The 22999-nt window shown below is 65.4% G+C and carries 26 protein-coding genes; 18 read left to right on the forward strand and 8 right to left on the reverse strand.

Annotation, left to right across the window (positions count from 1 at the left end; translation table 11 throughout):
* Positions 1 to 8: 8 nt before the first annotated feature.
* Positions 9 to 203: an LPS translocon maturation chaperone LptM gene (lptM, locus tag KSS93_RS02890; RefSeq protein ID WP_217887067.1), complete on the reverse strand. Its 195-nt coding sequence runs from the start codon at positions 201 to 203 to the stop codon at positions 9 to 11.
* A 235-nt stretch (positions 204 to 438) separates the two neighbouring features.
* Here lptM and cyaY point away from each other — a divergent pair, with 235 nt between their 5' ends.
* From cyaY to rnk, 3 genes are all read left to right on the forward strand, one after another.
* Entirely contained in the window at positions 439 to 771 is a 333-nt protein-coding gene (gene cyaY / locus KSS93_RS02895; RefSeq protein ID WP_016502185.1) for an iron donor protein CyaY, read from the forward strand.
* 1 nt (position 772) lies between these two features.
* Positions 773 to 991, forward strand: coding sequence for a DUF1289 domain-containing protein (locus KSS93_RS02900; protein ID WP_217840905.1), 219 nt, complete (start codon positions 773 to 775; stop codon positions 989 to 991).
* Between the two features lie 149 nt (positions 992 to 1140).
* Positions 1141 to 1551: a nucleoside diphosphate kinase regulator gene (gene rnk / locus KSS93_RS02905; RefSeq protein ID WP_011536336.1), complete on the forward strand. Its 411-nt coding sequence runs from the start codon at positions 1141 to 1143 to the stop codon at positions 1549 to 1551.
* A gap of 386 nt (positions 1552 to 1937) precedes the next feature.
* Here the strand turns inward: rnk and KSS93_RS02910 are convergent, their stop codons facing one another.
* From KSS93_RS02910 to KSS93_RS02920, 3 genes are all read right to left on the reverse strand, one after another.
* A complete protein-coding gene (locus KSS93_RS02910; protein WP_217887068.1) occupies positions 1938 to 4808 on the reverse strand; it encodes a class I adenylate cyclase in 2871 nt (956 codons plus the stop codon).
* Positions 4809 to 4996: 188 nt separating this feature from the next.
* Positions 4997 to 5242 carry a TIGR02647 family protein gene (locus KSS93_RS02915; protein ID WP_217887069.1) on the reverse strand — a complete coding sequence of 82 codons (246 nt, stop codon included), beginning with the start codon at positions 5240 to 5242 and terminating at the stop codon, positions 4997 to 4999.
* Positions 5243 to 5294: 52 nt separating this feature from the next.
* Complete coding sequence (locus KSS93_RS02920) at positions 5295 to 5594, reverse strand: hypothetical protein (protein ID WP_217840902.1); 300 nt, start codon at positions 5592 to 5594, stop codon at positions 5295 to 5297.
* Positions 5595 to 5738: 144 nt separating this feature from the next.
* Here KSS93_RS02920 and KSS93_RS02925 point away from each other — a divergent pair, with 144 nt between their 5' ends.
* Together KSS93_RS02925 and KSS93_RS02930 are read left to right on the forward strand one after the other, a co-directional pair.
* Positions 5739 to 6407, forward strand: coding sequence for a glutathione S-transferase (locus KSS93_RS02925; protein ID WP_217887070.1), 669 nt, complete (start codon positions 5739 to 5741; stop codon positions 6405 to 6407).
* Positions 6408 to 6532: 125 nt separating this feature from the next.
* On the forward strand, positions 6533 to 7204 hold the full coding sequence (locus KSS93_RS02930; protein WP_217887071.1) for a glutathione S-transferase family protein: 672 nt from the start codon (positions 6533 to 6535) through the stop codon (positions 7202 to 7204).
* 95 nt (positions 7205 to 7299) lie between these two features.
* On the opposite strand, the gene argH is transcribed toward KSS93_RS02930, so the two are convergent.
* Positions 7300 to 8694: an argininosuccinate lyase gene (argH, locus tag KSS93_RS02935; RefSeq protein ID WP_217887072.1), complete on the reverse strand. Its 1395-nt coding sequence runs from the start codon at positions 8692 to 8694 to the stop codon at positions 7300 to 7302.
* Between the two features lie 298 nt (positions 8695 to 8992).
* Here argH and KSS93_RS02940 point away from each other — a divergent pair, with 298 nt between their 5' ends.
* From KSS93_RS02940 to rsd, 7 genes are all read left to right on the forward strand, one after another.
* Positions 8993 to 9739, forward strand: a complete 747-nt coding sequence (locus KSS93_RS02940; RefSeq protein WP_217887073.1) for a LytR/AlgR family response regulator transcription factor — start codon at positions 8993 to 8995, stop codon at positions 9737 to 9739.
* 120 nt (positions 9740 to 9859) lie between these two features.
* The gene (gene hemC, locus KSS93_RS02945) at positions 9860 to 10801 is read left to right on the forward strand and encodes a hydroxymethylbilane synthase (protein ID WP_217887074.1); all 942 of its coding nucleotides are present in this window, start codon (positions 9860 to 9862) and stop codon (positions 10799 to 10801) included.
* Positions 10798 to 11577 (forward strand): uroporphyrinogen-III synthase, encoded by a 780-nt coding sequence (locus KSS93_RS02950; protein ID WP_217887075.1) that lies wholly within the window; start codon positions 10798 to 10800, stop codon positions 11575 to 11577. The genes hemC and KSS93_RS02950 overlap by 4 nt, the downstream gene beginning before the upstream one ends.
* A 31-nt stretch (positions 11578 to 11608) precedes the next feature.
* A complete protein-coding gene (locus tag KSS93_RS02955; RefSeq protein ID WP_217887076.1) occupies positions 11609 to 12709 on the forward strand; it encodes a uroporphyrinogen-III C-methyltransferase in 1101 nt (366 codons plus the stop codon).
* Positions 12706 to 13944, forward strand: coding sequence for a heme biosynthesis HemY N-terminal domain-containing protein (locus KSS93_RS02960; RefSeq protein ID WP_217887077.1), 1239 nt, complete (start codon positions 12706 to 12708; stop codon positions 13942 to 13944). Before KSS93_RS02955 ends, KSS93_RS02960 begins: the two co-directional genes overlap by 4 nt.
* Positions 13945 to 14145: 201 nt before the next feature.
* Positions 14146 to 14643, forward strand: coding sequence for a disulfide bond formation protein B (locus tag KSS93_RS02965; protein WP_217887078.1), 498 nt, complete (start codon positions 14146 to 14148; stop codon positions 14641 to 14643).
* Positions 14644 to 14873: 230 nt separating this feature from the next.
* Entirely contained in the window at positions 14874 to 15344 is a 471-nt protein-coding gene (rsd, locus tag KSS93_RS02970) for a sigma D regulator (RefSeq protein WP_217887079.1), read from the forward strand.
* A gap of 1 nt (position 15345) precedes the next feature.
* On the opposite strand, the gene KSS93_RS02975 is transcribed toward rsd, so the two are convergent.
* Positions 15346 to 16011, reverse strand: coding sequence for an FKBP-type peptidyl-prolyl cis-trans isomerase (locus KSS93_RS02975; protein WP_217887080.1), 666 nt, complete (start codon positions 16009 to 16011; stop codon positions 15346 to 15348).
* Positions 16012 to 16235: 224 nt separating this feature from the next.
* Between KSS93_RS02975 and KSS93_RS02980 the strand changes: the two genes are divergently transcribed.
* A complete protein-coding gene (locus KSS93_RS02980) occupies positions 16236 to 17285 on the forward strand; it encodes an AlgP family protein (protein ID WP_217887081.1) in 1050 nt (349 codons plus the stop codon).
* Here KSS93_RS02980 and KSS93_RS02985 read toward each other — a convergent pair.
* Complete coding sequence (locus KSS93_RS02985; protein WP_217887082.1) at positions 17261 to 17740, reverse strand: TIGR02444 family protein; 480 nt, start codon at positions 17738 to 17740, stop codon at positions 17261 to 17263. The genes KSS93_RS02980 and KSS93_RS02985 overlap by 25 nt on opposite strands.
* Positions 17741 to 17790: 50 nt before the next feature.
* Between KSS93_RS02985 and KSS93_RS02990 the strand changes: the two genes are divergently transcribed.
* The 5 genes from KSS93_RS02990 to KSS93_RS03010 all read left to right on the forward strand — a co-directional run bounded on the left by KSS93_RS02990 (position 17791) and on the right by KSS93_RS03010 (position 22272).
* A complete protein-coding gene (locus KSS93_RS02990) occupies positions 17791 to 19701 on the forward strand; it encodes an ATP-binding cassette domain-containing protein (protein WP_217887083.1) in 1911 nt (636 codons plus the stop codon).
* Positions 19701 to 20285 carry a mechanosensitive ion channel family protein gene (locus tag KSS93_RS02995; protein ID WP_217840888.1) on the forward strand — a complete coding sequence of 195 codons (585 nt, stop codon included), beginning with the start codon at positions 19701 to 19703 and terminating at the stop codon, positions 20283 to 20285. Before KSS93_RS02990 ends, KSS93_RS02995 begins: the two co-directional genes overlap by 1 nt.
* A 160-nt stretch (positions 20286 to 20445) precedes the next feature.
* A complete protein-coding gene (locus tag KSS93_RS03000; RefSeq protein WP_217840887.1) occupies positions 20446 to 21078 on the forward strand; it encodes a LysE family transporter in 633 nt (210 codons plus the stop codon).
* Positions 21079 to 21320: 242 nt separating this feature from the next.
* Positions 21321 to 21563 carry a DUF2789 domain-containing protein gene (locus tag KSS93_RS03005; protein ID WP_217840886.1) on the forward strand — a complete coding sequence of 81 codons (243 nt, stop codon included), beginning with the start codon at positions 21321 to 21323 and terminating at the stop codon, positions 21561 to 21563.
* A gap of 70 nt (positions 21564 to 21633) precedes the next feature.
* Positions 21634 to 22272 carry an NADH:ubiquinone oxidoreductase subunit N gene (locus KSS93_RS03010; RefSeq protein ID WP_217840885.1) on the forward strand — a complete coding sequence of 213 codons (639 nt, stop codon included), beginning with the start codon at positions 21634 to 21636 and terminating at the stop codon, positions 22270 to 22272.
* 6 nt (positions 22273 to 22278) lie between these two features.
* Here the strand turns inward: KSS93_RS03010 and KSS93_RS03015 are convergent, their stop codons facing one another.
* A complete protein-coding gene (locus tag KSS93_RS03015; protein ID WP_217887084.1) occupies positions 22279 to 22716 on the reverse strand; it encodes a CBS domain-containing protein in 438 nt (145 codons plus the stop codon).
* Between the last annotated feature and the right edge of the window lie 283 nt (positions 22717 to 22999).

The following is a 22999-nucleotide window of genomic DNA, read 5'->3' on the forward strand; positions in this document are numbered from 1 at the left end:
GGACTTCCTTATTCCTCGGGCTGCGCTTGTTCCGCGTCGTCCTGCTGCTCGGCCGGGTGCGCGTGCTGGTGCTGGTGGGCGCTTTTCGGGGCTTTGCCGTCCTTGCCGTCTTCAGGCAGGTACAGCGGGCCTTTCTGGCCGCAGGCCGAAACGAGGCAGGCAACCGCGATCAGGGCGGCGAGGGAGGAAGTCAGGCGTTTCATGAAGTGAAATCCTTGGAAATATGCAGTATTGCGACCGAGTATACCGAGCGCCCGGCATATTGCCTATGTGAGGGCCGGGCCGCCTGGCGGGGGCTGTGTTGGCAGTGCCGGCCTCATCGCCGGCAAGCCGGCTCCTACAGCAGTTGGGCGATTGGCGCTAGTCTTTGCATTCGACGGCAACCCGCCTTATCGTGCCCGGCTTGCGTGTGTGCAGCCATTTTTCGAGGTCCTAGCAATGAGTTTGAGCGAAGCGCGTTTCCATGACCTGGTCGACGCGACCCAACAGGCGCTGGAAGACCTGTTCGACGAGAGCGGCATGGACCTGGACATGGAGAACTCCGCCGGGGTGCTGACCGTCAAGTTCGAAGGCGGCGCCCAACTGATCTTCAGCCGCCAGGAGCCGCTGCGCCAGCTGTGGCTGGCCGACCGTTCCGGCGGTTTCCACTTCGACTACGACGAAGAAAGCGGCAAGTGGGTGTGCGAAAAGAGCGAAGAGCTGCTGGGCGAGATGCTCGAGCGCATCGTCTGGGAACGTGCCGGCGAAAAGCTGGACTTCGACGAGATCTGAGATGACCACCGCCCCGCGGCCACCGAAGCCGCTGTACAGCAACGTCAGCCCGGCGGTGCCATCACCTTGTATCAGCGTATGTCGGCTGGATGAGCACAAGGTGTGCACCGGCTGCCACCGTCATGTCGAGCATATCCGCGAGTGGCGGGCAGCCGACGACGAACGGCGCCGGCAGATCTGCCGCGAGGCCCTGGCCTTGAAAGCGCGGGCGCAGGCATAGCCAGGCTGTGGGCTTGAGTATTTACTGCGCTGTGGTAGTGTCAGGTTCTGCGTCGATGACGCACAAGCATTCGCAAACCCCGCCCTTGGGCGGGGTTTTGCTTTATCTGCCCCAGGAAAACCGCCCCGTTCAAGGAGTCTGACCGGATCATGAGCACCAAGCCTTCCCTCATCCTCACCCGCCTGGATGTCCAGCGTCTCGAGCGCCTGCTCGACAGCCTCGATGAAAGCACCCCAGGTGTGCTCGCCCTGCAGGACGAGCTGGACCGCGCCGAGCAGGTGGTCGGGCATGAAGAGGTGCCGGCAGGTGTGGTGACCATGAATTCGCGGGTGCACTGCCGCGAGATCGCCAGCGGCAAGGATTACCACCTGACCCTGGTGTACCCGAAAGACGCCGGCCCTGAGGGCAATGTGTCGATTCTTGCGCCGATTGGCTGCGCCTTGCTGGGGCTGTCGGTGGGTGACCAGATCGACTGGCCGGCGCCGGGTGGCAAGACCCTCAAGCTTGAACTGCTGGCGGTCGAGTACCAGCCTGAGGCCGCTGGCGATTTCGATCTCTGACCCCACAGGGGCATTCGCCCCACTGCAGGCCTAAAGGCTTTGAGGGACCTGTGGGAGCGGGCTTGCCCGCGAACAGGCCGGTGCAGGCCGGACATCTCGATTGCCTGTGGCGGCCCTATCGCCGGCAAGCCGGCTCTCATAGAACAAACTGCAACTCATTGATTTAAAACGGTTTCTGTGGGAAGCGGCCTTGCCGGGGCGCCGTCCGGTCGAGATGGGGCGCGAAGCGGCCCCATGATCTCGACTTCATGCGAAATTGCCGGGGCTGCTGCGCAGCCCATCTCGACCGGACGGCGCCCCGGCAAGGCCGCTTCCCACAGGGCGCGGTGCATCTGCAGAGACTCGTTCTCTGCGCGACAGCGCAGCCCGCAGGGCTGGGTGATCTCCTACAGGGATCGTGTCGGGGCGTGAAGCTCCTGCTCCAGCCCATCATTCAGCGCCTGCTCCAGCTCACGCTTGTAGCGCAGGCACAGGCTGGTTGAACCAGGCTCGTCGCCGAGCAGCTCGGACAGGTCGACGTCGGTGATGTAGCAGCGGTAATTGCCGGCACTGCGCCGCTGGCGCAGGATCTGCCGGGCGACCACGGTGTACAGCTGGTCGCCATGCTCCAGTTCCGAGTACTCCTGCTGGTCGCAATACAGCGTGACGTGCACCGCCCCAGCGGCACCGCTCTGCACAATTGCCTGCACTTCGTAGCAAGGCTGGCTCGGGCTCTCCTGTGGTGCCGGGCGCGGCTCCAGGCTGCGCGCCTTGCCGACGCCACTGGGCAGCAACTGCTGGTAGACGATTTCCAGCGCTGCCTGCGGCAGGCTGTCCAGCGGCAAATGGGCGTCGCGGCGCATCACCGTCGACTGCAAGAAGCGTTGCAACGGCAGCAGCAGGTGCTGCTCGTCCTGCATCGGCAGGCGCTGTTGCCACAGCGCATTGTGCTCGTCGAGCACATACAGGTCGGCCCAGCCATCGAGCAGGCGGTAGAACACCTGGATGCAACCGGGCTGGCCCTGCTCCAGCACCAGCGGCAGGTCGTGGTCCTGCAGGGCATTGGCGTCCAGATGCAGCGGGCTGTAGCTGTTGCGCTCCTCGCCCAGGGCCGCCAGCACGGCGTCGTGGTTGTCGTGGGTGGCCAGCGTCACCTGCCCGGCCAGCAGTTCGAGCACGTGGGTGTGCTGGGCGACCTGTAGCAGGTAGCGGTGGTTCAGGCCCTGGTCGAGCAGCAATTGCGCCGTGTCGAAGATCTCCTCGACCCGTTGGCTGATGGCCTGGGCGCGGTTGTGGCAGTAGCAGCGCACCCGTACCCGCGGGCGGTGGCTGCGCTGGCCCAGGCTGTTGAGGAAGTCGCGCAGGCAACGTACCAGCGCATGCTCGCCGTCGTAGCGCTGCACCAGCACTTCGTTCCAGCTGTTGAGGGTGACCTGGTCGAGGGTCAGCACCAGGTTTTCGCGCACCCCGGCATAGCTCAGCGAATCAGTGCGCTCGGTGGTCATCAGGATGTTCAGGTCGCGGTGGTGGCGCAGCGGGTCCACCGCCACATTCACCAGCAGCAGGATTTCGTCGGCCACGCTCGGCTGCAGCAGGCGAACCTCGCTGACCGGCTCCAGCGGCAGCGCAATGGCCTGTTGCAGGCTGCCGAGCAGGTTGAACAGCTCGAAGTCGCTGAGGTCGCTGGCGCCCGGGTGCAGGGCGATACGCGTGCTGCTGTCGATGACGCCGTTGCGATGGGCCCAGGTCAGCAGTTCGATCAGCTCGCGGCAGCGCTTGAGCGGGCTGAAATGCTCCCACTCGTGCACCCCCAGGCTGCCGTTGTACAGCCCCCAGAGGAAGGTGCCGGGCTCCTTGCGGTTGGGCGATTGCACCAGGGTCAGGGTGTCTTCGGCCATGTCCGGGGCGATGCCGGGGTTGATCACCTCGATCTTGCCGGCGCGGCGCTCGAAGGCTGCATACAGGCGCCGGCCGAGCACGTTGAGGTCGCGCTGGTCGGCGCGGCTGTCGGCGTTCTGGCGCTTGGCGAACTGGGTCAGGAAGCGGTAGCTGTGGTTCAGCTCGGCCACCAGCTCGCGGCGCTCGACCGCCACCTGGCGCACCTTCCACTGGCTGCGGCTGTCCAGCAAGGCCAGTTGGCGCTCGTCCCAGCCCCATTCTGCGGCCAGGCGCGCCAGCAGGCGGCGCTGCCAGCCATCGCTGCGGGCCCGGCCCAGGCCGCTGAGCTTCTTGTTCACTTTCAGGTACAGGCTGCGCCGCACCAGCTCAAGGCGGGTGTGCTCGCCGCGCTGTTGCAGGTACTGCTCGATGCGCCGGTAGACCATTACGTACGGGTCCAGCTCGTCGAGGTCCAGGCGGTTGGCGAACACCGCCTGCTTGTAGGCCAGGCTCAGGCAGCGCACGTCGGGGTGCTCGCTGGCGTAGACCTCGGTCAGCAGCAGCTTGAGCAGCGACTTGTAGGGCGAATCGAGCCCCTTGAACAGCTGCCACAGCCCGGCGCCTACGTATTCCCCCGGCGGGATGTGCGCCAGGTGGCCGAGGTCAAGGTCGTCGCGTGCGCGGATGAAGCGCTTGGACAGCAGGGTCTGGGTGTAGGCGCGATAGTTATGCTCCTGATACACCGGCACCAGCCACCACAGCGGCGTTCGCCCGGCCAGCCACAGTGCGGTGCGGTAGAATTCGTCCAGCAGCAGGTAGTGCTGGGTGGTGCCGCAGTCGTCGGAGCTGAGCTGGCTGTCCCGTTCACCCTGCACGAAGCCCTGCGGTTCGATCAGGAAGAAGTGCGCCTCGGCGCCCAGGCTGGCCGCCCAGGTTTCCAGCAGCTGGCATTTGCGCCGCAGCTCTGCCAGTGCCTGCTCGCCGAGGTCTGGCGCGTGGCATACCCAAAAGTCCATGTCGCTCTGCTCGGCCTGGGCCAGGGTGCCCAGGCTGCCCATCAGGAACAGGCCGTGAATCGGCTGCGGCAGGTTGCCCAGGCGCGGCTTGTGGGTGAACGAGCGGGCCAGGCGCTGGGCGTCGGCCAGCAGGTCTGCGTCTGGCTCGAAGCCCGATACGCCGGCCGGCGTGCTGCCGGACACATAGCCTGGCAGCAACGGGTGGTTGACGTGAAACAGCAGCGGCAACAGCGTCAGTACCTGTTGCTGGCGGCTGGACAGCCCCTCCATCGCCCGCGCCAGCCGCCCCTGGTTGAGCTTGAGAAAGCGTGCGCGCAGGCGCGACAGCTCCTTGCGGTCGATACCCTGGTCGATATCGGGGCGGATTTCGTGGGGGTGGTTCATGGGGCACTCAGGCAGGCCGGTAAGCAACTGCGAGTTTAGCCTGAGTGCGCAGGTCGGATAAGTGGGTAGTGGTTTTTTGGCGTCAGTTAGTCAACGCCTGACGCATTGTGGGAGCGGGCTTGCCCCGCGATGTTCTGGCACCGGCTGCGCCGGGATTCCCGGGGCAAGCCCGCTCCCACGAAGTGATTTCAGGCAGGCTGTGGCGACTTGAGAACGTTCAGCAGCAGTTGCACGCTTTCAACCGCGTCATGCCCCAGGCTGGTCAGGTAGCCGCCATCGGGTTGGTCGGTCAGTTGCTTGTCGTGCAGGCGCCTGGCTGCGGCGACCAGCGTGGGGGAGGCGTTGGCGTGAATCTTGATGCCTTCCTGGCTGCTGTCCAGGTTGAACAGGGCAAGGACTTCCAGTTCGGCGATCAGATCGGGGGTGAAGGACATGGTGCGACTCCTGACTTCCAGACAAGGATGGAAGTCAGGAGTGTAGTCACGCTTATTCGATATCGCCTTGATCCGCCTCAGGAGGCAGCTCCGGCAGGGCGCGCAGGGCGGTTTCGTACCATTCGGTGTCGAACGCGCGGTCCTGGTCCAGCATGGCGTCGATCTCGATGGCCAGCACGTGGGCCATGAGGTTGAGGATGTCCTCGCGTTCATAGCCGACCAGGGTCAGCTTGTTGAGCGTGGCCTTGGCCGCCGGCGGTTCGCCGCTCTCGATCTGGTTCTCGATGGCCTGGGTGAGGGTGGCCTCGGCGAAATCTTCGTCGTCATTTTCGATATCGGTGGGCTCGCTCATCGCGCTACTCCTGTGGTGAGGCGCACAGTGTGCCATGCCCGTGGCGGCAATGCCCGGTCATCGACGCCGGGCATGACGCTGGCCAAGGGTAGGGAAGGGGGCTATAAAAGCCGGGCCATCCCCACACGGCCTGGAGGCTGTTCAATGCTCAAGCTTCATGGATTTGCAGTCAGCAACTACTACAACATGGTCAAGCTGGCCCTGCTGGAAAAGGGTCTGCCGTTCGAGGAGGTCGAATTCTTCGGTGGCCAGACGCCCCAGGCGCTGGAGGTCAGCCCGCGCGGCAAGGTACCGGTGCTTGAGACCGAACACGGCTTCATCAGTGAAACCAACGTGATCCTCGACTACATCGAACAAACCCAGCCGGGCAAGGCGTTGCTGCCAGCGGACCCCTTTGGCCAGGCCAAGGTGCGCGAGTTGCTCAAGGAGATCGAGCTGTACATCGAGTTGCCGGCACGCACCTGCTACGCCGAGTCGTTCTTTGGCATGGCGGTGGAGCCTGTGATCAAGGAGCGTGCGCGCGCCGACCTGCTGGCCGGCTTTGCCACCCTCAAGCGCAATGGCCGTTTCGCGCCCTACGTGGCTGGCGAGCAGTTGACCGTCGCCGACCTGATGTTCTGCTTCTCGGTGGACCTGGCCTGCGTGGTGGGCAAGAAAGTGTTGAACATCGACTTGCTGGCGGACTTCCCGCAGGCGGCCAAGTTGCTCAAGAAGCTGGGTGAGAACCCGCACATGGCGCGGATCATTGCCGACAAAGAGAAAATCATGCCGACTTTCATCGAGAAAATTCGTGCCGCACGCGGTAATGGCTGACAGCTGTATGGCCAGCAGCCTGCCTGCGGTTCGGAAATTTCAGCGCCAGCAGCGGATCTGCCTGCCATCCGGGGCCAAGAGCAGGTTGTAGCCTCGACGCTTTCATTAGCGCCAGAGGTGCCCCAATGCTGCGTCTTCACGGTTTTGCTGCCAGCAATTACTACAACATGGTCAAGCTTGCCTTGCTGCTCAAGGCCCTGCCCTTCGAGGAAGTGCCTTTGCATGGCTGTCGCAACCCCAGAACGCTGGCCATGAGCCCCAGGGGCAAGGTGCCCGTACTGGAAACGGCGCAAGGCTTCCTGAGCGAAACCGATGCGATCCTCGACTATCTCGAGGAGTGTGCCGCAGGTTGCCGGTTATTGCCCGGGGATGCCTTTGCCCGGGCCTGCACGCGGGCTCTGGCCAAGGAGATAGAGCTGTATATCGAGTTGCCGGCCCGCTACTGCTACGCCGAAGTGTTCTTTGGCGGGCGGCCGACGCCAGATGCGCTCAAGGCGAAGGCCAGGCGGGACCTGGACAAAGGCTTCGAAGCATTGGCTGCGCGTGGGCGCTTCAGCCCGTATGTGGCGGGGGAGCAGTTTACCCTGGCGGATATCTACTTCCTTTACAGCGTAGATCTGGCGCGTGTTGTGGGGCAGCAGCTGTTCGGGGTCGATTACCTGGCCAGCTTGCCTGGGGCTGTGGAACTGCTTGAGCGGCTTGGCAACTTGCCTGAGGCCCAGCGTGTAGCCCGGGACCGGGCGCAGGACATCCCGGCGTTTCGCGAGCGCTTGCGCGTCGCTACCCAGCAGCCTTGAGCGCTGTGCCTGCGCGTTGGCCTGAAACGAGCGCGGGGCAAATTGCACAGGTGCACCCATGCGACTTGCCCCGCGATCTGGCTACTTGCAGTTGCTTAACGCGAAGCCAGCAGCGCTTTGCCGCGAACCACGGCAGCCCGCACCTGCGCAGGCGCGGTACCACCGATGTGGTTACGGGCATTCACCGAGCCTTCGAGGGTCAGCACGGCAAACACGTCCTGCTCGATCTGGTCGCTGAACTGGCGCAGTTCGTCCAGGCTCATCTCGGCCAGGTCCTTGCCGGTGTCGACGCCATACTTCACCGCATGGCCGACGATCTCGTGGCAGTCACGGAACGGCAGGCCACGGCGCACCAGGTAGTCGGCAAGGTCGGTGGCGGTGGAGAAGCCGCGCAGGGCCGCTTCACGCATGATGGCGTGCTTGGGCTTGATCGCCGGGATCATGTCGGCGAAGGCGCGCAGCGAGTCGCGCAGGGTGTCGGCGGCGTCGAACAGCGGCTCCTTGTCTTCCTGGTTGTCCTTGTTGTAGGCCAGCGGCTGGCCTTTCATCAGGGTAAGCAGGCCGGTCAGGGCGCCGAACACGCGGCCGCTCTTGCCGCGAACCAGCTCCGGTACGTCCGGGTTCTTCTTTTGCGGCATGATCGAGCTGCCGGTGCAGAAGCGGTCGGGCAGGTCGATGAACTGGAACTGCGCGCTGGTCCACAGCACCAGCTCTTCGGAGAAGCGCGACAGGTGCATCATGGCGATGCTGGCGGCGGCGCAGAATTCGATGGCGAAGTCACGGTCCGAAACGCTGTCCAGCGAGTTGCCGCCCACGGCCTCGAAGCCCAGCAGCTTGCAGGTGAGCTCGCGGTCGATCGGGTAGGTGGTGCCGGCCAGCGCGGCGCTGCCCAGGGGCATGCGGTTGGCGCGCTTGCGGCAGTCGACCAGGCGCTCGTAGTCGCGGCTGAGCATTTCGAACCAGGCCAGCAGGTGGTGGCCGAAGGTGACGGGCTGGGCGGTCTGCAGGTGGGTGAAGCCAGGCATGATGGTTTCGGCTTCACGCTCGGCCTGCTCCAGCAGGCCCTGCTGCAGGCGGGTGATTTCGGCCAGAATCAGGTCGATCTCGTCGCGCAGCCACAGGCGGATGTCGGTGGCTACCTGGTCGTTGCGGCTGCGGCCGGTGTGCAATTTTTTGCCGGTGATGCCGATGCGGTCGGTGAGGCGCGCCTCGATGTTCATGTGCACGTCTTCGAGGTCGACGCGCCAGTCGAAGGTGCCGGCCTCGATTTCGCCCTGGATGGTGTTCAGGCCATCGATGATGGTGTCGCGCTCGGCGTCGCTGAGTACGCCGACCTGCGCCAGCATGGTGGCGTGGGCGATCGAACCCATGATGTCGTGGCGGTACAGGCGCTTGTCGAAGTCGACCGAGGCGGTGAAGCGGGCGACGAAGGCGTCGACGGGCTCACTGAAGCGGCCGCCCCAGGACTGATTGGTCTTGTCGGTGCTCATGGATTCACTCGTTGAAGGCGTGAACGGAAAAAGTGGCGCCGATCATAGCAGGGTTGGGCCTGCCGCCGCAGGGCGCCGGTCGCCAGAATCGTCCGGTAACAAGGGCGCAAGGCTTATTCAACGATTGAACGGCAGTGTTCCACGGACCGTCTACAGTTGGACAAAGGGCTGGCGGTGAATCTGCCAGGCCAGTGAATCTTTGGCCTTCGCATCGGTCTGTAGCGTGACCGCGTTACGGTCACACCACACCTGTCTACGCTATACCCGTGCGAGACTCACTCAGGAATCCAGCGCAATTATGAATGTCCTGATCGTTGATGACGAACCCCAAGCCCGCGAACGCCTGAGCCGGATGCTCGGCGAGCTGGAGGGCTACACCGTGATGGAGCCCAGCGCCACCAACGGCGAAGAAGCCCTGGCGCTGATCGAAAGCCTCAAACCCGACGTGGTGCTGCTGGACATCGGCATGCCGGGGCTCGATGGCCTGCAGGTCGCTGCCCGGCTGTGCGAGCGCGAGGCGCCGCCGGCGGTGGTGTTTTGCACCGGTGATGATGAATACGGCAGCCAGGCGTTTCGCGACAGCACCTTGAGCCATGTCGACAAGCCCATCCAGCCCCAGGCCCTGCGCGACGCCCTGCGCCGCGCCGAAAAACCCAACCGCACCCAGCTGGCAGCCTTGACCCGGCCAGCCGGCGACACTGGTGGTGGTCCGCGCAGCCATATCAGCGCCCGTACCCGCAAAGGCATCGAGCTGATTCCCCTGCCGCAGGTGATCTACTTCATCGCCGATCACAAGTACGTGACCCTGCGCCACGAGGCTGGCGAGGTGTTGCTGGACGAGCCGCTCAAGGCGCTGGAAGACGAGTTCGGCGAGCGCTTCGTGCGCATCCACCGCAACGCCCTGGTAGCCCGTGAACGTATCGAGCGCCTGCAGCGCACCCCGCTTGGGCACTTCCAGCTGTATCTGAAGGGGTTGGATGGCGACGCCCTGACCGTCAGCCGTCGCCACGTGGCCGGTGTACGCAAGATGATGCAGACGCTCTGAGAACATCCGGTATGCCGGGGCGCCCGTGGCAGCGGGCTTGCCCCGCGATTGACCCACATCTGCTTGCCTGCCCGGCGATGCTGTTATGATCGACAGTATTTCTCTGCCTCGGGGCGTTTCATGTCCACTCGCGAAATCCGCATTGCCACCCGTAAAAGTGCCTTGGCCCTTTGGCAGGCCGAGTATGTCAAAGCCCGCCTGGAGCAGGCCCACCCGGGCCTGCTGGTAACGCTTGTGCCCATGGTCAGCCGCGGCGACAAGCTGCTCGACGCCCCGCTGGCGAAAATCGGCGGCAAGGGCCTGTTCGTCAAAGAGCTGGAAACCGCCCTGCTCGACAACGAAGCCGACATTGCCGTGCACTCGATGAAAGACGTGCCCATGGACTTCCCCGAAGGCCTGGGCCTGTATTGCATCTGCGAGCGTGAAGACCCGCGCGACGCCTTCGTTTCCAACACCTTCGAAAGCCTTGAAGCGCTGCCGGCCGGCAGCGTGGTCGGTACCTCCAGCCTGCGCCGCCAGGCCCAACTGCTGGCGCGCCGCCCTGACCTGAAAATCCAGTTCCTGCGCGGTAACGTCAACACCCGCCTGGCCAAGCTCGATGCCGGCGAGTACGACGCCATCATTCTTGCCGCCGCCGGGCTGATTCGCCTGGGCTTCGAAAACCGCATCACCTCGAGCATCAGCGTCGACGACAGCCTGCCGGCGGGCGGGCAGGGCGCGGTGGGCATCGAATGCCGCAGCGCCGACAGCGAAATCCATGCGTTGCTCGCGCCGCTGCACCATGTCGATACCGCCGACCGTGTTGTCGCCGAGCGCGCCCTGAACAAACGCCTGAACGGCGGCTGCCAGGTGCCGATTGCCTGCTACGCGGTGCTCGAAGGCCAGCAGCTGTGGCTACGTGGCCTGGTTGGCCAGCCCTGCGGCGGTACCTTGCTGGTGGCCGATGCCCGCGCCCCGCGCGGTGACGCCGAAGCGCTCGGCGTGCAGGTGGCCGAGGCGCTGCTGGCCCAGGGCGCCGAGGCAATCCTGAAGGAAGTCTACGGCGAGGCCGGCCACCCGTGAGCCCCTGGCGCCTGCTGCTGACCCGCCCTGAAGAGGACTGTGCGGCACTGGCGCAGACCTTGGCCGAGGCCGGCATCGCCAGCGCCAGCCTGCCGTTGCTGGCCATCGAGCCCTTGCAACCGGGCCCGACGCTGCAGCAGCTGGCGCAGGTGAACCAGGCCCAGGCCATCATCGTGGTCAGCAAGCCGGCGGCGCGTTTGTTGCTTGAACAGCTCGACCAGGCCGGTATCCAACCCCCGCCTTCGGGCTGGTTCAGCGTCGGCGAGGCGACTGCCGGCATCTTGCAGGCGCGCGGGCTGGTGGTGAGTTGCCCGGCCTCGGGCGATGACAGCGAAGCACTGCTCGGCCTGCCGGCCCTGCGCCAGGCCTTGGCCGGCGTGGCACCACGGGTGTTGATCGCCCGTGGCGAGGGAGGTCGCGAACTGCTGGCCGAGCGTCTTGCAGAGCAAGGTGCTAGTGTCGAATATCTGGAACTGTATCGTCGCTGCCTGCCGGAGTATCCGGCGGGCAGCCTGGCGCGCCGTGTCGATGGGGAACGCCTCAACGGCCTGGTGGTCAGCAGTGGGCAAGGTCTTGCACACTTGCAGCAAATAGCGGGTACGGATTGGCCGCGGCTTTCACGCCTGACGCTGTTCGTACCCAGCCCGCGGGTTGCCGAACAGGCCCGCGTGCTGGGCGCCCGCCAGATTGTGGATTGCCGTGGCGCCAGTGCCGCGGCCTTGCTGGCAGCCGTGCAGCGAACCGCTGCGCCTGCCCCCCAAGGCACCACGCCCTAGCGCGATGGGCCACCATGCAAAGGATGGATACGTGAGCGAAACTGTCTTGCCCCACACCGAACAGCCTGCGGCGCCCGAGGCGCCGGAACCCTCCACCGCCACTCCTGCCCGCCGTTCCGGCACGGGCCTGGCGCTGCTGGCCCTGCTGGTCGGCGCTGCCGGCGTCGCGGTGGGCGGTTGGGGCGTCTGGCAAGTACGCCAGTTACAGGGCAGCGAGCAGGGCCAGGGCGAGCACCTGCAAGCCCTCAACCAGCGCGCCGATGCCCTGCAGCAGCGCGAACAGCAGCTCACCACGCAACTGGCCAGCCTGCCGCCGGCCAGCGAGTTGGAAGACCGCCGGCGCCTAGTGGCGCAATTACAGGGCGACCAGCAGCGCCTCAGCCAGCGTCTTGAAACCGTACTCGGCGAGAGCCGCAAGGAATGGCGCCTGGCCGAGGCCGAACACCTGCTGCGCCTGGCCACCCTGCGCCTGTCGGCGCTGCAGGACATCGCCAGCGCCAAGGCCCTGGTCGAAGGCGCCGACGAGATCCTGCGCGAGCAGAGCGACCCGGGCGCCTTCGCTGCCCGCGAGCAGCTGGCGCGCAGCATGGCCACCCTCGCCAGCACCCAGCAACCGGACCGCACCGGCCTGTTCCTCAAGCTTGCCGCCCAACGTGAGCTGGTGCAGCAGCTAAGCGCCCAGTCACCGGAGTTCGACAGCAACGCCGATGCCCTGGGCGCGCTGACCGCAGACGGCGACGGCGCCAGCCGCTGGTCGCAGTGGTGGGCCGAGATCTCCAAGTACTTCCAGATCGAATTCAACGCCGACGACAACGTGCGCCCGCTGCTTTCGGGGCAGTCGCTCAACCAGCTGCGCCTGGCCCTGAGCCTGACCATCGAGCAGGCCCAGTGGGCCGCGCTCAACGGCGAGGCCAAGGTCTACAACCAGGCCCTGGACGATGCCCGCAGCGTGTTGCTGGCCAACTTCAACGCCGACAACCCGCAAAGCAAGGCGATGCTCGCCAGCCTCAACGAACTGGCCGCGCAGCCGGTGTCGGTGGTTACCCCTGACCTCAGCGAAAGCCTGGCCGCAGTACAGGCATACATCCAGCGCCGCCACCTGCCGGCCGAAGCCGAGGGGGCCAAGCCATGAAGCGCGTCTACCTGCTGGCGGTGCTGGCGATCGTGATCGCCGCGGCACTGGGTATCGCCATCGCCAAGCACAGCGGCTACGTGCTGGTTGCCTACGGCAGCTTCCGCTACCAGTCGGGGTTGTGGGCAGCGCTGGGTGCCCTGGTTGGCCTGGTATTGCTGCTGTTGCTGCTGCGTTATGTGCTGGGCCTGGTGCTGACCTCCAGCGGTGTGGTCAACCCCTGGTCGCGGCGCAACCGCAGCCGGCGTACCCGCATTGCCGTCGAGCAGGGCCAGCTGGACCTCGCCGAAGGCCGCTGGGCCAGCGCCCAGCGCCACCTGCAGCGGGCTGCCGAGTCTGACCGCCAGCCGCTGTTGTACTACCTCGGCGCGGCCCGCGCGGCCAACGAGCTGGGCCGTGTGGAAGACCGCGACAACCTGCTGGAGCGTGCCCTGGAGCGTCAGCCCCAGGCCGAGCTGGCGGTGGCCCTGACCCATGCGCAGTTGCAGATGGACCGCGGCGAAACCGAAGGCGCGCTCGAAGCCCTGCAGGCCATGCAGGAGCGCCACCCGAACAACGCCCAGGTACTGCGCCTGTTGCAGCGCCTGCACATGGAACGCGGTGATTGGCCGGCGCTGATCCGCCTGCTGCCCGACCTGCGCAAGCACAAGGTGCTGCCGGGCAATGAGTTGGCTGCACTCGAGCAGCGCGCCTGGGGCCAGAACCTCGGCCTGGCAGCTACCCGTGGTGAAGACCAGCAGGCCGCACGCCAGGCGCTGGAGCGTGCCTGGCAACAGCTCACCGCGGCCCAGCGCCAGGAGCCGCAACTGGTGCTGGCCTATGCCGAGCAACTGCGCCAGGTGGGCGCCCAGGGTGAAGCCGAGCAGGCACTGCGCACCGCGCTCAAGCGTGGCTACGAAAGCCATCTGGCCCGGCTGTACGGCCTGGTGCGCGGTGATGACCCGGCTCGCCAGCTGCAAACTGCCGAAGGTTGGCTCAAAGATCACCCGCAGGACCCGAGCCTGCTGCTCACCCTTGGCCGCCTGAGCCTGCAGAACCGCCTGTGGGGCAAGGCCCGCGATTACTTCGAAAGCAGCCTGCGCATGGAGCGCAACCCCGAGGCCTGCGCCGAGCTGGCCCGCCTGCTGGCCGGCATGGGCGAGACCGAGCGCAGCAACCAACTGTTCCAGGAAGGCCTCGGGCTGCTCGACGAGCGCCTGCTGGCTCTGCCGCTGCCGGAAGGCGTGCGCGCCTGAGCCTGCGTTGGCCCGTGCCGAAGCGCGGGCCAGCGGCCTCCCTGGCGAACGTTGAAACTTCCTTCGTCGCCATCAGAATGTTCCTACTTCGATTAGCTTCGATTCGCTGCTGAACAGCGACGAATCCGCACTGTAGCGCCTTGATACAAAGCGCGCGTTTCCTCTACCGTTCAGAACCATTTACTTACTTGCGGACACCCCATGTCGCCGGCCCGCCTGCGCAGCTTTTTCTTCCCCGCCCTGCTGGCCTCGTTGGCCGTGCTGGTTGCATCGTTCGGCCTGGAGCCGGTGGTGGGCCTGCAACCGTGCGCCTTGTGCCTGAGCCAACGGCTGATGCTCGGCTTGTACGCGTTGGTGTGCCTGCTGGCGTTGCTGCAACGGCCGGGTGGGCGCGGCCGGCGCGGCTACCTGTGGTTGGCGCTGGCATGCGCATCGGCGGGGGCGCTGCTGGCCGCGCGGCATGTATGGCTGCAGGGTGGCCCCCTGCCGTCGCCAGGCTGCCCGCTGCCACTGCTGGAGCAGCCGTTGGCCGATGTGCTGACCGGTTTGCTGTGGGGCAGCGCCGACTGCGTGTCGATCAGCTGGAGCTTTCTTGACCTGACCCTGCCTGAATGGAGCCTGCTGGCTTTCGTGCTCCTGGCCCTGCCGCCCCTGACGGCGCTGCTGGCGTATCGTTTCCGCGAACTGGCCGCCGTTTGACCCAAGGCAATACGCAGGGCATTGCACGACCAGCGGTTTGTAGGAAAGGGATTAAACGCTTGTATGAACTTAGTACGCTGCGTACCTTGATGGGCAGGGCGCTCGGGAATAATCTCCCAGCACGCATACCGAAAACACACCTGTTCGATGCCGTCCTGCTGACGTCACTTTTGTGCCACGGCTTGTGCCACGAAGTGCAGCGGCATCTATCCAGAAGGGAAGAGATCGCCATGCTCGATAGTTGCCAGAACGCCCAGGAACGCTGGGGCGGTGTTCACAAGCTGATCGACCGTTGGCTGCAGGAGCGCAAGGAACTGGTGCAAGCCTTCCGTGCGCTGCGCGATGCCAAGCCGGCGTTTGCCGACAAGGAAAAGAACCGTGATTTCTGCGCGGTGCTGGTCGATTACGTATCGGCCTGGCACTTCGAGGTCAGTGAGCAACTGGTGACCGAGGCCAAGGCTTTCGGTGACGAAAAAGCTTTGAAACTGGCCGAAGAAATCAACCCGCGTATCAACGACATCACCCAGATCGCGCTGGCGTTCAACGACCACTGCGAGAAAGGCGAGTGCACCGACACCGAGCGCTTTGCCGACAAGCTCGGCAAGCTCGGCGGCCTGCTGCACGAGCGCTTCGAGCTGGAAGACTGCCTGATCGAAGTGCTGCACAACGCGCACAAGGAAGAGGGCGCGGTGCCGGCCTGATTCAGTCGGCCACCGCCAGCAGTTCGATTTCGAATACCAGGGGGGTGTAGGGCGCGATCAGGTCGCCCGCACCTTCCGCGCCATAAGCTTGCGCCGAAGGGATCACCAGGCGCCATTTCGCGCCCGCCTTCATGTTCGGCAACGCCACCCGCCAGCCCTCGATCACCGAGTCCAGCTTGAACCATTGCGGTTGCTGGTTCTGGTCGAACACCGTGCCGTCCGGCAGCCTCCCCACATAACGCACCTGCACGCTGCCGCTGGCTTTTGGCTGGGCACCGGTGCCGCCGGCCAGCTCGCTGTAGAGGATACCTTCGGGCAGTTCGTGCACGCCGGCGCGGGCGCGTTCGGTGGCCATGAAGCGTTTTTCGGCGGCTGTCAGTTTGTCCACTTCGGCCTGCTCGGCTGCGCTGCTTGCCTGTTCATCGTGCTGTTGCAAGATGGCCTGCATGCGTGACTTTTCGATGCGTGGCGGCTGGCCCTGATAAGCCTGGCGCAGGCCTTCGAGCAGTTGCTCCAGTTGCAGGCCGGGCACTTCCTGGCGCAGCCGGTCACCCAGGCTTGCGCCGATGCTGTAGGCCAGGTCGTCGCTGTTGGCGGGGGCGTTTTGCGCTGCGGCCAGTGACAGTGGCGCCACCAGGCACAGGCCGAGAATCAGGTAACGGGGCATGCTCGACTCCTGCGGCAATGAGGGCGAAGTATGCCAGCGTTGTTGGCGGCTGATGTGTAAATATCAGCAATACATTAATCGGCAACTACACTTGTTTTCTGCTGCAAGACAACAACTTTGCCCAGGCATGCAACGCGGCGCTACTGATACTGTCAACATGCCCTAGCGGCGGTAGCAGCAGAAGCATAGTATGAGCCGCACTCTCGTCAGCCAGGAGGTAAACCATGTCGGCCAAAAAGAAGCCAGTAAGTACGCCGTTGCACCTGCTCCAGCAACTTTCGGGCAGCCTGCTCGAACATTTGGAAGATGCCTGCTCTCAAGCGCTGGCGGATGCCGAGAAACTCTTGGCCAAGTTGGAAAAACAACGCGGCAAGGCGCAGGAAAAACTGCACAACGCCCGCCTGAAGTTGCAAGACGCCGCCAAGGCCGGCAAAGCCAAGGCCCAAGGCAAGGCGCAAAAAGCCGCAGGCGAACTTGAGTCCTTGCTTGATTCGCTCAAAGAGCGCCAGACGCAAACTCGCACCTATATCCAGCAACTCAAGCGTGACGCCCAGGAAAGCCTGAAACTGGCCCAGGGTGTTGGCAAGGTTCGTGAAGCCGCCGCCAAGGCGCTGGACACCCGCGCCGCAGCCCCGAAAGCTGCCGCCAAGCCAGCCGCCAAGCCAGCTGCCAAAGCAGCCGCCAAGCCTGCGGCCGCCAAGCCCGCTGCCAGGCCAGCTGCTGCCAAGTCGGCTGCGAAACCCGCTGCTGCCAAAGCCCCGGCCAAGACCGCCGCTGCCAAACCTGCCGCCAAACCAGCAGCCAAACCAGCAGCCAAACCAGCAGCCAAACCGGTAGCAGCCAAAGCGCCAGCCAAGCCTGCTGCAAAAGCCGCTGCCACCAAGGCCCCAGCCAAGCCCGCTACCAAACCTGTTGCTGCCAAAGCCCCGGCCAAGCCCGCCGCCAAGCCCGCAGTTGCCGCTGCTGCAAAACCCGCTGCAGCCAAGCCTGCTGCAAAACCGGTAGCGGCCAAAGCGCCAGCCAAACCGGCAGCCGCCAAGCCAGCCGCCAAGCCGGCAGCGGCAAAGCCAGTCGCGGCTAAACCCGCAGCGGCCAAGGCCGCAGCAAAACCTGCTGCCAAACCCGCAGCCGCCAAGCCTGCCGCCAGCAAGCCTGCCGCCAGCAAGCCCGCCGCACCGGCCAGCAGCTCCGCCGCAGCACCGGCTGCCAGCCCGGCTACCCCGGCAGCACCTGCCAGCACCACCTCGGCTCAGGCACCGTCCTCGGCCTCCTGAAGCTGTCGGGCCGCGGCGCGCAGCTGATGCAGCGCGTCGTGTGCCTGGGCCCGGTCCGGCGCCAGCCGGGCCAGCCAGTCTTCGCCGTTGCCCGTCCCGTCGGGCCACGCACTCGCCAGTGTTTCCAGGCGCTCCAGCAAGGTGCGCTCAGCCTGTAACTCCAAGCCCTTCACCTGTTCACGCAGCACCGCCAGCTGCGGGTCGGCCAAGGCGTGCTCGCGCCACCGCCGGCGCAGTGCACGCAGCGGCGTTATCACGTCCCGCTGCCAGGGCTCGGCAAGCTGGCGCAGGGCGGCGATGCGCTGCCCTTGCGGTGCTACTCCGCGGGCTTGCAGCCAAGTGCCGCAAAGCAGCAGGCAGACATCGCCGCCTGCGCCTTGCAAGGCCAGGCAGGCGGCTTCTACACCTGGCCGCGCGTACAGGGCCAGGGCATGGTTCCACAGGTCGGTGTGCATGGTTTCGCTCGCGCCAGTGATCGGGGAAGCTGGTAGACTCCGCGACCATCATGATCAGACTATCCAACCTCACTTTACAGCGTGGTCCGCAGCGCCTGCTAGAAGGCGCCGAGATGACCCTGCACACCGGTCACAAGGCCGGCCTGATCGGCGCCAACGGCGCCGGCAAATCCAGCCTGTTCGCGCTGCTGCGCGGCGAGTTGTCGCCCGATGGCGGCGACTGCCTGCTGCCCGGTGACTGGCGCATCGCCCATATGCGCCAGGAGGTCGACACCCTCGAGCGCATCGCCGTGGACTATGTGCTCGATGGCGACGCGCGCCTGCGCAAGGTGCAGGCCGAGCTTGCCGCTGCCGAGCAGGCCCACGACGGCACCGCCCTGGCGCGCCTGCACAGCGAGCTGGACAGCGCCGACGGCTACACCGCCGATGCCCGCGCGCGCAAGCTGCTGGCTGGCCTTGGCTTCAGCAACGAGCAGATGGACCGCCGCGTCGGCGACTTCTCCGGTGGCTGGCGGATGCGCCTGAACCTGGCCCAGGCCTTGATGTGCCCGTCCGACCTGCTGCTGCTCGACGAGCCCACCAACCACCTGGACCTCGACGCCATCCTGTGGCTGGAAGACTGGCTCAAGGGCTACCCGGGCACGCTGCTGCTGATCTCCCACGACCGCGACTTCCTCGACGCGGTGGTCGACCATGTGCTGCATGTCGAGCAACGCAAGCTGAACCTCTACAAGGGCGGCTACACGGCCTTCGAGCGCACCCGTGCCGAGCGCCTGGCGCAGCAGCAGCAGGCCTACGAGAAGCAGCAGGCGCAGCGCGCCCACATGGAAAAGTACATCGCCCGCTTCAAGGCCCAGGCCACCAAGGCACGCCAGGCGCAGAGCCGGATCAAGGCCCTGGAGCGCATGGAGGAGCTGTCGGCGGCGCACGTGGATTCGCCGTTCGACTTCGTCTTCCGCGAATCGCAGAAAATCTCCAGCCCGCTGCTGAGCCTGTCCGAAGGCTGCCTGGGCTACGGCGACAAGGCCATCCTCGACAAGGTCAAGCTGCAGCTGGTGCCCGGTGCGCGCATCGGCCTGCTCGGCCCCAACGGCGCCGGCAAGTCGACCCTGATCAAGAACCTCGCCGGCGAGCTGCAGCCGCTGTCCGGCCGCTTGGTGCGTGGCGAGAACCTGGCCGTGGGCTACTTTGCCCAGCACCAGCTCGACTCGCTGGATGACAAGGCCAGCCCGCTTTTGCACCTGCAACGCATCGCCCCCGCCGAGCGCGAGCAGACGCTGCGCGACTTCCTCGGTGGCTTCGACTTCCACGGTGAGCGTGTCGACGAGCCGGTGGTGAACTTCTCCGGCGGCGAAAAGGCCCGCCTGGCCCTGGCACTGATTGCCTGGGAGCGGCCGAACCTGCTGCTGCTGGACGAACCGACCAACCACCTCGACCTCGAGATGCGCCTGGCCCTGACAATGGCGCTGCAGGAGTTCGCCGGTGCCGTGGTGGTGGTGTCCCACGACCGTCACCTGCTCAAGAGCACCACCGACGAGTTCCTGCTGGTGGCCGACGGCAAGGTCGACGTTTTCGATGGCGACCTCGACGACTACAGCCGTTGGCTGGTCGAGTACCGCCAGCGCAGCGCCCCGGCCAGCAGCGCGCCGGTCAACCCGGACAAGACCGACAAGAAGGCCCAGCGCCAGGCTGCCGCCGCGCTGCGCCAGCAACTGGCCCCGCACAAGAAGGCTGCCGACAAGCTTGAAGCCGAGCTGAACCAGTTGCACAAGGAACTGGCCGAGGTCGAGGCCGCGCTGGGTGACAGCGGTGTCTACGAGGCGGTGCGCAAGGACGAGCTGCGCGACCTGCTGGCCCGCCAGACCAAGCTCAAGCAGCGCGAAGGCGAGCTGGAAGAGGCCTGGATGGAGGCCCTGGAAACCCTCGAAAGCATGCAGGCCGAACTCGAGGCGCTGTCCTGATGGAAGAGTTGCGCTCGCTGCTGCCGGGGCAATGGATGGACACCTTCTGGCTGGGCTTGCAGATCGTACTCATCCTGATGATCGCCTTCGTGCTGCAGCGCATGGTCGGCCGCGGCCTGAAAAGCCTGGGCGAGCGCTACCCGCTGCCCCACGAATTGCTGGTGCCGGTGCGCGGTGCCTTGCGCTGGTTGATCATGGGCAGTGCACTGCTGTTCGTGCTAGAGCGCCTCGGGGTGTCGGCCACGGTGCTGTGGACCGCGCTGTCGGGCTTCGTCGCCGTGGCGGCGGTAGCGTTCTTCGCCATCTGGAGCGTGCTTTCCAACCTGTTGTGCGCGGTGCTTATCTTCACCGTCGGGCCGTTTCGCATCGGCGATGTGGTGGAGCTGGTCGACACCCTCGACAAGCCGGGGGTGAAGGGCCGGGTGATCGCCATCAACCTGCTGTACACCACGCTGATGGAAACGCCCGAGGCCGGTGGGGCGCTGGTGCAGGTGCCGAACAGCCAGTTCTTCCAGAAGGCGGTGCGGCGTTGGCGTGGGGCCGAGGCCAGTGTTGCGTTGCAGGAGCCGGTGGCGCACGACTGACCGCTGCGGCAGTTGTAATCGCGGGGCAAGCCCGCTCCCACGGTGATGTGGGAGCGGGCTTGCCCCGCGATCGTTTTGCGCCGCCCAAAAAACCGCTGGTTATTTTTTCGCCAAAACCTTAGCTTAACGTTTTGCAACATTTGCTCGAGCGAGGTGTGTGATGTCGATGGAAACCTGGTTGGCCTTTTTTGCCGCGTGCTGGGTGATCAGCCTGTCGCCGGGCGCAGGGGCCATTGCCTCGATGTCCAGCGGTTTGCAATACGGTTTCTGGCGTGGCTACTGGAACGCCCTGGGCCTGCAGCTGGGCCTGATCGTGCAGATCGCCATCATCGCCGCCGGCGTCGGCGCCATCCTCGCAGCCTCCGCTACCGCCTTCCAGGTCATCAAGTGGTTCGGCGTTGCCTACCTCGTGTACCTCGCCTATCGCCAGTGGCGCGCGCTGCCCATGGACATGAGCGAGGAGTCCGCCGTGCGGCCGATCGGCAAGCCGCTGAGCCTGGTGTTCCGAGGCTTCCTGGTCAACGTCAGCAACCCCAAGGCGTTGGTGTTCATGCTCGCGGTGCTGCCGCAGTTCATCAACCCGCACCAGCCGCTGCTGGCGCAGTACGTGGCGATCACCGTAACCATGATCAGCGTCGACATGCTGGTGATGGCCGGTTACACCGGGCTTGCGTCCAAGGTGCTGCGCCTGCTGCGCACACCCAAGCAGCAGAAGCGCCTGAACCGTACCTTTGCCGGGCTGTTCATCGGTGCGGCGACCTTCCTCGCCACCCTGCGCCGCGCGCCGCTCTGATTCAAGGTTAAAAGCCCATCGCGGGGCAAGCCCGCTCCCACGCTGTGTTATCGCAGGCCGTGGGAGCGGGCTTGCCCCGCGATGCTTTCTGCGCACCCCAACTAAACTTCAGAGGGCCCGGCTGGAGTCTTGTTCGCCAGGGCGCGGTCTACATCGAGGCAGGTGACCACGATCACCGCTGATATACGCAACCAACGCCGGCCCGGCGTCGTGGACGGCCTGCCCGGCATTCAGGAGGAACCATGGAAGCGCCGATTCATCCCTTCGCCGAACTGTTCAAGCAACTGGGCCTGCCGGACGATGCGGTCAGCATCGACCAGTTCATCGCCAGCCACTCACCGCTGAAGAACGAGATCAAGCTGGTGGATGCGCCGTTCTGGAGCGACTCGCAGCGCGCCTTTCTCAAGGACAGCATCATCGAGGATGCCGACTGGGCGGTGCCTTTCGACCAGCTCAACGAGGCGCTGCGTCGCCCCCGAAAATAAAGCGCCGAGCGGCACCTGATGGGTGATCGGGCCGTTGCTATGCTCAGGAAAACAATAAGGGGATGGCGCGATGAAAGATCCCTACGCACCAGGTTTCTGGTGCACCGTGACGATCCTGGGCACCCTGACCACCGGTTACTTCTACGGTATCCGGCACACCCAGCAGATGAACCAGGCCGTGCAGTTTCTGTACGCCGCTGCCGCGGTCACTGCCGCGGTGGCGTTGTGCGGGCTGGCGTGGATCGCCTGGGAGTACCTGCACCTGAACCGCCGCGAAGTGGCCCAGGGGCGAACGCTTTTGACCATCTGGAACACCAAGGTGGCGCTGCGCCGGGTCGAGACCGTGTTCGACCGCTACTTCTGGGGCAGCTACTGGCACTCCGGGCGCACTTTCGAAGAAGTCATGGGCGAGCTCAAGGGCACGCCGCTGGAGCAGAGCCTGGATGCGCTGAAACGCCAGTGCCGTGAACTCGACCGCGAAACCCACGACCACCACCACCACTGGCTGGCCAACGCCCGTGACCTGTCCAGCGTGGCCACGGCCATGGCCCGCGAGCGCTACCAGCTTGACCTGTGCGATGCCCCGGCGCGCGACGGCGGCAACACCGCCGTGCTCAACCGCGACCTGGAAGTGCTGGTGTACACCTGGTCGGCGCGGTTGCGCAGCTTTGACCACCAGTTGGACGAGCTGGAGCGCGGCTACCACTAGCCGGCGTCATTCGCCGCGGATGTACTGCTCCAGCTGGGCGATCAGGCTGGCCTGTTCGGCGATGGTCTCTTTCACCAGGTCGCCGATCGACAGCAACCCCAGCAGCTCGCCGTTGTTCACCACCGGCAGGTGGCGCAGGTGGCGGTTGGTCATCAGGTTCATGCAGTACTCAAGGTTCTGCTTGGGCTCCACGGTGACCACCGGTGCGCTCATGATGGCGCGTACGGGGGTGGCGGCCGAGGAGCGCCCCTGGAGCACCAGCTTGCGCGCATAGTCCCGTTCGCTGACGATCCCCACCACCTGATTGTTCTCCACCACCGGCAGCGCGCCGACGTTCTTCTCCGCCAGCAGCTTCAGGGCATCGAGCACCGAATCGTCGGGGCCGATGGTGTACACGGTTTGGTGCTGCGACTTGGCTTTGAGAATTTGTTCGACGTTCTTCATACAGGCCTCGGTGGGTGGAAAACGCGATGTACCGGAGTAAATAAAGCATCCGGCACCGCGCTCTGCACGGCAATGCAGGAAACGGCATCGAGGCGATTGAAAAACGTCATGGCCGGGCCTTTTTTGCCGGGCATCAAAAAGGCGGCCCGCAGGCTAACGCCAGCCAGTTAGCGCAATTGGGGCCGCTGTGCGGCCCTTCGCGGGCAAGCCCGCTCCCACAGGTACAGCGCCAGCTCGAGACTTTGCGCATTCCTGTGGGAGCGGGCTTGCCCGCGAAGGGCTG

It is taken from the genome of Pseudomonas xanthosomatis, from assembly GCF_019139835.1.
Lineage (GTDB): Bacteria > Pseudomonadota > Gammaproteobacteria > Pseudomonadales > Pseudomonadaceae > Aquipseudomonas > Aquipseudomonas fakonensis.

Excerpts from the sequence above, each read along its gene's own strand:
- lptM (WP_217887067.1), bottom strand. The coding sequence starts at position 203 with ATGAAACGCCTGACTTCCTCCCTCGCCGCCCTGATCGCGGTTGCCTGC.
- cyaY (WP_016502185.1), top strand. The coding sequence starts at position 439 with ATGAGTTTGAGCGAAGCGCGTTTCCATGACCTGGTCGACGCGACCCAA.
- KSS93_RS02900 (WP_217840905.1), top strand. The coding sequence starts at position 773 with ATGACCACCGCCCCGCGGCCACCGAAGCCGCTGTACAGCAACGTCAGC.
- rnk (WP_011536336.1), top strand. The coding sequence starts at position 1,141 with ATGAGCACCAAGCCTTCCCTCATCCTCACCCGCCTGGATGTCCAGCGT.
- KSS93_RS02910 (WP_217887068.1), bottom strand. The coding sequence starts at position 4,808 with ATGAACCACCCCCACGAAATCCGCCCCGATATCGACCAGGGTATCGAC.
- KSS93_RS02915 (WP_217887069.1), bottom strand. The coding sequence starts at position 5,242 with ATGTCCTTCACCCCCGATCTGATCGCCGAACTGGAAGTCCTTGCCCTG.
- KSS93_RS02920 (WP_217840902.1), bottom strand. The coding sequence starts at position 5,594 with ATGAGCGAGCCCACCGATATCGAAAATGACGACGAAGATTTCGCCGAG.
- KSS93_RS02925 (WP_217887070.1), top strand. The coding sequence starts at position 5,739 with ATGCTCAAGCTTCATGGATTTGCAGTCAGCAACTACTACAACATGGTC.
- KSS93_RS02930 (WP_217887071.1), top strand. The coding sequence starts at position 6,533 with ATGCTGCGTCTTCACGGTTTTGCTGCCAGCAATTACTACAACATGGTC.
- argH (WP_217887072.1), bottom strand. The coding sequence starts at position 8,694 with ATGAGCACCGACAAGACCAATCAGTCCTGGGGCGGCCGCTTCAGTGAG.
- KSS93_RS02940 (WP_217887073.1), top strand. The coding sequence starts at position 8,993 with ATGAATGTCCTGATCGTTGATGACGAACCCCAAGCCCGCGAACGCCTG.
- hemC (WP_217887074.1), top strand. The coding sequence starts at position 9,860 with ATGTCCACTCGCGAAATCCGCATTGCCACCCGTAAAAGTGCCTTGGCC.
- KSS93_RS02960 (WP_217887077.1), top strand. The coding sequence starts at position 12,706 with ATGAAGCGCGTCTACCTGCTGGCGGTGCTGGCGATCGTGATCGCCGCG.
- KSS93_RS02965 (WP_217887078.1), top strand. The coding sequence starts at position 14,146 with ATGTCGCCGGCCCGCCTGCGCAGCTTTTTCTTCCCCGCCCTGCTGGCC.
- rsd (WP_217887079.1), top strand. The coding sequence starts at position 14,874 with ATGCTCGATAGTTGCCAGAACGCCCAGGAACGCTGGGGCGGTGTTCAC.
- KSS93_RS02975 (WP_217887080.1), bottom strand. The coding sequence starts at position 16,011 with ATGCCCCGTTACCTGATTCTCGGCCTGTGCCTGGTGGCGCCACTGTCA.
- KSS93_RS02980 (WP_217887081.1), top strand. The coding sequence starts at position 16,236 with ATGTCGGCCAAAAAGAAGCCAGTAAGTACGCCGTTGCACCTGCTCCAG.
- KSS93_RS02985 (WP_217887082.1), bottom strand. The coding sequence starts at position 17,740 with ATGCACACCGACCTGTGGAACCATGCCCTGGCCCTGTACGCGCGGCCA.
- KSS93_RS02990 (WP_217887083.1), top strand. The coding sequence starts at position 17,791 with ATGATCAGACTATCCAACCTCACTTTACAGCGTGGTCCGCAGCGCCTG.
- KSS93_RS02995 (WP_217840888.1), top strand. The coding sequence starts at position 19,701 with ATGGAAGAGTTGCGCTCGCTGCTGCCGGGGCAATGGATGGACACCTTC.
- KSS93_RS03000 (WP_217840887.1), top strand. The coding sequence starts at position 20,446 with ATGTCGATGGAAACCTGGTTGGCCTTTTTTGCCGCGTGCTGGGTGATC.
- KSS93_RS03005 (WP_217840886.1), top strand. The coding sequence starts at position 21,321 with ATGGAAGCGCCGATTCATCCCTTCGCCGAACTGTTCAAGCAACTGGGC.
- KSS93_RS03010 (WP_217840885.1), top strand. The coding sequence starts at position 21,634 with ATGAAAGATCCCTACGCACCAGGTTTCTGGTGCACCGTGACGATCCTG.
- KSS93_RS03015 (WP_217887084.1), bottom strand. The coding sequence starts at position 22,716 with ATGAAGAACGTCGAACAAATTCTCAAAGCCAAGTCGCAGCACCAAACC.